Source organism: Staphylococcus sp. HMSC070D05 (genome assembly GCF_001815595.1).
Classification (GTDB): Bacteria; Bacillota; Bacilli; order Staphylococcales; family Staphylococcaceae; genus Staphylococcus; species Staphylococcus hominis.
On record NZ_KV821097.1, the window covers coordinates 22,000 to 27,999 of the forward strand.

Here is a 6,000-nt window from a genome sequence, read left to right on the forward strand (position 1 = left end):
AAATGGAAAGCCATATTCAAATATTTGATACAACGTTAAGGGATGGAGAGCAAACACCTGGTGTGAATTTTTCATTTGATGAACGTTTAAGTATTGCTAAGCAACTTGAAAAATGGGGAGTCGATGTTATTGAAGCAGGCTTCCCCGCTTCAAGTACTGGAAGTTTTAAATCTGTAGAAGCAATCTCTAAAACATTAACTACCACTGCAGTGTGTGGATTAGCAAGATGTAAAAAATCTGATATTGATGCTGTATATGAAGCAACAAAATGTGCTGCTAAACCACGTGTTCATGTATTTATTGCTACTTCCCCTATTCATTTAGAGCATAAGCTAAAAATGACTCAAGAAGAAGTCTTAGAATCAATTAAAGAACATGTCAGTTATGCTAAATCATTATTCGATGTAGTACAGTTCTCACCAGAAGATGCATCAAGAACAGATCAATCATTCCTTATAAAATCTGTTCAAACAGCTGTTGATGCTGGAGCTACAATAATCAATATTCCAGATACTGTGGGATATAGCTATCCAAGTGAATATGGTGCCATTTTTAAATCTCTTATTACAAATGTTAAATCAGAAAAAGAAATTATTTATAGTGCACATTGTCATGATGATTTGGGTATGGCAGTAGCAAATAGCTTAGCTGCAATTGAAAATGGTGCGAAACGCATTGAAGGTACTGTAAATGGTATTGGTGAACGCGCAGGTAATACTGCATTAGAAGAAATTGCACTAGCACTATACGTTCGCAAAGATCATTATGGTATTGAAACAAAATTAAAATTAGAGCAAACTAAATTGACTTCAGATTTAATTTCTAGATATGCAGGCATTCGAGTTCCAAGAAATAAAGCAATTGTTGGTCGAAATGCTTTCAGTCATGAATCAGGTATTCATCAAGATGGTGTTCTTAAAAATCCTGAAACGTACGAAATCATGACACCTCAACTTGTTGGAATAAGTAAAAACGAATTACCTTTAGGCAAACTTTCTGGTAAACATGCTTTTGCTGAAAAACTTAAAACGTTAGGTTATGACATTGAACCTAAACAACAAATCGAGTTATTCAAACAATTTAAAGCAGTAGCAGATAAGAAAAAGTCAGTATCTGACCGAGATATTCATGCGATGATTCAAGGTTCTGAACATGAACAAAATGCAATGTATCAAGTAGAAAATTTGCAATTACAATATGTTTCAAATGGTCTACAAAGTGCAGTTGTTGTCATTAAAGATAAAAAAGGTCATATTTATCAAGACTCGAGTATTGGTACAGGATCAATTGTTGCAATTTACAACGCTGTTGATCGTATTTTTAAAAAGGATAGTAAACTAATCGATTATAGAATTGATTCAGTTACTGAAGGTACAGATGCACAAGCTGAGGTTCATGTTGAGCTTGTTATTGAAAATCAACATGTTAATGGTATAGGTATCGATCATGATATACTTCAAGCTTCTTGTAAAGCATATGTAGATGCTCATGCTAAATATATTGCCCAAAGTTTAGAGAAAGTAGGTAATAAATAATGACATATAAAATTGTTGCTTTACCCGGAGATGGTATCGGGCCTGAAATTTTAAATGGAAGTTTAGAGCTATTAGAAATAATAAGTAAGAAATACAATTTCACTTATAATTTAAAAAGTTATGATTTTGGAGGAGCCGCCATTGATATACATGGCACTCCCCTTCCTAATGAAACACTCTCTGCCTGTCAAGAAGCAGATGCGATTTTATTAGGAGCAGTTGGAGGACCAAAATGGACAGATCCTAATAATCGTCCAGAGCAAGGATTATTAGCATTACGTAAAAAGTTAGGCTTATTTGCTAATATTCGTCCTACTAAAGTGACTGAAGGTATCAGTCAATTTTCACCTTTAAAAGAAGCGCGTGTTAAACATACAGACTTAGTTATAGTTCGTGAATTAACGAGTGGCATTTATTTTGGTGAACCTAGACATATTAATCATTCTGAAGCATTAGATTCTCTCACTTATACTAAAGCTGAAATAGAACGTATTGCTAAGGTTGCATTTGAATTAGCACGTACTCGTAATAAAAAAGTAACTTCTGTAGATAAAGAGAATGTCCTTGCTTCAAGTAAACTTTGGAGAAAAACTGTTACTGAAGTAAGCAAGTCTTATCCGGACATCGAATTAAATCATTTACTCGTTGATGCGTGTAGTATGCATTTAATTACTCACCCTTCACAATTCGACGTCATTGTTACTGAAAATCTCTTTGGTGATATTTTAAGTGATGAAGCTTCAGTAATACCTGGTTCACTCGGTTTATCCCCTTCAGCAAGTTTTAGTGAACACGGTACTAGACTTTATGAACCTATTCATGGTTCAGCGCCTGACATTGCTAATCAAAATCTTGCTAATCCATTTGGAATGGTATTGTCACTAGCAATGTGTTTAAGAGAAAGTTTAAATCAAAGTGTAGCAGCAGAAGAATTAGAACATGCTGTATATCATTTAATTAAAGTTGGTAAAACAACAAAAGATCTTGGAGGACACTATAAAACTTCAGAAATCTTTAAGTTACTAAAAAAAGCTATCAATAAAGGGAGGTACATAAATAATGGCTCAAACATTATTTGATAAAGTTTGGAATAAACATGTCTTAACTGGTAAAGAAGGCGAACCTCAACTCTTATACATAGATTTACATCTTATACATGAAGTGACCTCTCCTCAAGCTTTTGAAGGATTAAGACTTCAAAAAAGACAACTTAGACGTCCAGATTTAACCTTTGCAACTCTTGATCATAATGTACCCACAATCGACATATTTAATATTAGAGATGAAATTGCTAATAAACAGATTACGACTTTACAGAAAAATGCCAAAGATTTTGGGGTACATATTTTTGATATGGGTTCAGATGAGCAAGGTATCGTTCATATGGTAGGCCCTGAAACTGGATTAACACAACCAAGTAAGACGATCGTATGTGGTGACTCACATACAGCAACTCACGGGGCATTTGGTGCCATTGCTTTTGGCATTGGAACAAGTGAAGTAGAACATGTTTTTGCAACTCAAACATTATGGCAAACAAAACCTAAAAATCTTAAAATTGAAGTTTCAGGTAAATTACAACCTGGTGTGTATGCAAAAGATATTATTTTACATTTAATTAATCAACATGGTGTAGATTTCGGAACAGGCTATGCACTTGAGTTTACTGGAGAAACAATTCAATCACTATCCATGGAGGGGCGAATGACAATTTGTAACATGGCAATTGAAGGTGGAGCTAAATACGGTATTATTCAACCCGATGAAACTACATTTAAATACATCAAAGGTCGACCATATGCACAAAACTTTAATCAATCTATTGGAGAATGGCAGAAACTATATTCAGATGAAGACGCTCATTTTGACAAAGTGATTACACTTGATGTAACAAATTTAGAACCTCAAGTAACATGGGGCACAAATCCAGAGATGGGTGTGAATTTTAGTTCTCCATTTCCAGAAATTCAAAATATTAATGATGAACGTGCATACAACTATATGGGACTAAAACCTGGTCAAAAAGCAGAAGATATTGATTTAGGTTATGTCTTTTTAGGTTCATGTACTAATGCTCGCCTATCAGATTTGATAGAAGCCAGCCATATCGTAAAAGGAAAAAAAGTACATCCTAAAATTACTGCTATTGTTGTTCCTGGCTCACGTACAGTAAAAAAAGAGGCAGAATCTCTTGGATTAGACAAAGTATTTAAAGAAGCAGGCTTTGAATGGAGAGAACCTGGATGTTCCATGTGCTTAGGAATGAATCCTGATCAGGTACCAGAAGGTGTCCATTGTGCCTCAACAAGTAATCGAAATTTTGAGGGTCGACAAGGTAAAGGTGCACGTACACATCTTGTTTCTCCAGCTATGGCAGCAGCCGCAGCAATAAATGGTAAATTCGTTGATGTAAGAAAGGTGGTTGTATAAGTAATGGATAATCAGCCTATCACCCAATACACAGGTAAAGTAGTCCCTTTGCTTAACGATAATATTGATACAGATCAAATTATTCCAAAAGTTCATCTTAAACGAATTACTAAAACTGGTTTTGGACCTTTTGCTTTTGATGAATGGCGTTATTTACCTGATGGATCGGATAATCCAGATTTTAATCTAAACAAACCAAAATATAAAGATGCTTCAATTCTTATTACTGGAGACAATTTTGGTTGTGGTTCAAGTCGTGAACATGCTGCTTGGGCTTTAAAAGATTTTGGTTTTAATATTATTATTGCTGGTGGTTTTAGCGATATCTTCTATATGAATTGTACAAAAAATGGAATGTTACCTATCGTTTTAAATGAACAATCTAGAAAATATCTAGCCAATAAAAATAATATAACGGTTGATTTACCAAATCAAACTGTGTCAGCAAATAATCGATCTTTCCACTTTGATATAGATGAAACTTGGAAAGATAAACTTATAAATGGATTAGATGATATTGCTATTACATTAAAATATGAAGAATTAATAGAGAAATATGAGAAAATAATGTAAGGATGATAACAAATGGTTTTAAAGACAACCGTAACAGCTACTGATGTAGACGAAGCTTATTTACGTATAAAAGATGTTGTGAAAGAAACACCATTACAATATGATCATTATCTTTCACAAAAATATAATTGTAATGTTTATTTAAAAAGAGAAGACTTGCAATGGGTACGCTCATTTAAATTACGTGGTGCTTATAACGCTATTTCAGTATTAGACACACAAGCCAAATCAAAAGGTATTACTTGCGCAAGTGCTGGTAATCATGCCCAAGGAGTAGCTTATACTGCTAAAGCATTAAATTTAAAAGCTGTTATCTTTATGCCAGTGACAACCCCTCTTCAAAAAGTAAATCAAGTTAAATTCTTCGGTGCAGAAAATGTAGAAATCGTTCTAACTGGCGATACATTTGATGATTGTTTAAAAGAAGCTTTAGTTTATACAGATGAGCATCATATGACATTTATTGATCCATTCAACAATATTTATACCATCGCTGGTCAAGGGACGTTGGCCAAAGAAATTTTATTAGAAGCAAAAAAAGAAACGATTCAATTTGATTATCTTTTTGCAGCTATTGGAGGCGGAGGTCTAATATCCGGTGTAAGTACATATATGCATGAACATAGTCCACATACACAAATCATTGGCGTCGAACCTGCTGGAGCAAGTAGTATGTATGAATCAGTAGTAGTTCAAAATAAAGTTGTAACTTTAGAACATATCGATAAATTTGTTGATGGCGCTTCAGTAGCACGTGTTGGAGATATTACTTTTAATATTGCCAAACAATATGTCAACGACTACTTACAAATTGATGAAGGTGCAGTATGTTCTACAATTTTAGATATGTACTCTAAACAAGCAATAGTAGCAGAACCAGCAGGTGCATTAAGTGTATCAGCTCTTGAATTTTATAAAGACAATATTATAGGAAAAACTGTAGTATGCGTAGTCAGTGGTGGAAATAATGATATTAATCGTATGAAAGAAATTGAAGAACGTTCACTTTTATATGAAGAAATGAAACATTATTTTATTTTAAACTTCCCGCAACGTCCAGGAGCTTTAAAAGAATTTGTTAATGATGTCTTAGGACCTCAAGATGACATTACTAAATTTGAATATCTAAAAAAAGCTTCTCAAAATACTGGTACTGTTATTATTGGCATTCAGTTAAATAATCATCAAGATTTAGAACAATTAAAACATAATGTCGATGAATTTGATCCATCAAATATTTATATTAATGAAAATAAAATGTTGTATTCATTATTAATTTGAAATCATATTAAAAAACTTCTTCAGTATATTATTGAAGAAGTTTTATTATTTTTTAGTTTAATACTTCCACTTCTCAATTCATTAGTTTCAAAAGCTTTATCTAAATTTCGACATAAAAAAAGAGACCTCACGGTCTCAATATCGGCTCTTCGCATCCATACAATGATTTGCCTGGCAACGT

The 6,000-nt window shown here is 33.4% G+C and carries 5 protein-coding genes; all 5 read left to right on the top strand.

Annotated features, from left to right (window positions below):
* Nucleotides 1-2 precede the first annotated feature (2 nt).
* From HMPREF3046_RS03030 to ilvA, 5 genes are read left to right on the top strand one after another with little or no spacing between them, the layout of a single operon-like run.
* A complete protein-coding gene (locus tag HMPREF3046_RS03030; protein ID WP_070716344.1) occupies nucleotides 3-1,535 on the top strand; it encodes a 2-isopropylmalate synthase in 1,533 nt (510 codons plus the stop codon).
* Complete coding sequence (leuB, locus tag HMPREF3046_RS03035; RefSeq protein WP_070716348.1) at nucleotides 1,535-2,614, top strand: 3-isopropylmalate dehydrogenase; 1,080 nt, start codon at nucleotides 1,535-1,537, stop codon at nucleotides 2,612-2,614. Before HMPREF3046_RS03030 ends, leuB begins: the two co-directional genes overlap by 1 nt.
* Nucleotides 2,595-3,965 carry a 3-isopropylmalate dehydratase large subunit gene (leuC, locus tag HMPREF3046_RS03040; protein WP_070716351.1) on the top strand — a complete coding sequence of 457 codons (1,371 nt, stop codon included), beginning with the start codon at nucleotides 2,595-2,597 and terminating at the stop codon, nucleotides 3,963-3,965. The genes leuB and leuC overlap by 20 nt, the downstream gene beginning before the upstream one ends.
* 3 nt (nucleotides 3,966-3,968) lie before the next feature.
* Nucleotides 3,969-4,538, top strand: a complete 570-nt coding sequence (gene leuD / locus HMPREF3046_RS03045) for a 3-isopropylmalate dehydratase small subunit (protein ID WP_070716353.1) — start codon at nucleotides 3,969-3,971, stop codon at nucleotides 4,536-4,538.
* Between the two features lie 12 nt (nucleotides 4,539-4,550).
* Nucleotides 4,551-5,819, top strand: a complete 1,269-nt coding sequence (gene ilvA / locus HMPREF3046_RS03050) for a threonine ammonia-lyase IlvA (protein WP_070716355.1) — start codon at nucleotides 4,551-4,553, stop codon at nucleotides 5,817-5,819.
* Nucleotides 5,820-6,000 lie beyond the last annotated feature (181 nt).

Excerpts from the sequence above, each read along its gene's own strand:
- HMPREF3046_RS03030 (WP_070716344.1), top strand. The coding sequence starts at position 3 with ATGGAAAGCCATATTCAAATATTTGATACAACGTTAAGGGATGGAGAG.
- leuB (WP_070716348.1), top strand. The coding sequence starts at position 1,535 with ATGACATATAAAATTGTTGCTTTACCCGGAGATGGTATCGGGCCTGAA.
- leuC (WP_070716351.1), top strand. The coding sequence starts at position 2,595 with ATGGCTCAAACATTATTTGATAAAGTTTGGAATAAACATGTCTTAACT.
- leuD (WP_070716353.1), top strand. The coding sequence starts at position 3,969 with ATGGATAATCAGCCTATCACCCAATACACAGGTAAAGTAGTCCCTTTG.
- ilvA (WP_070716355.1), top strand. The coding sequence starts at position 4,551 with ATGGTTTTAAAGACAACCGTAACAGCTACTGATGTAGACGAAGCTTAT.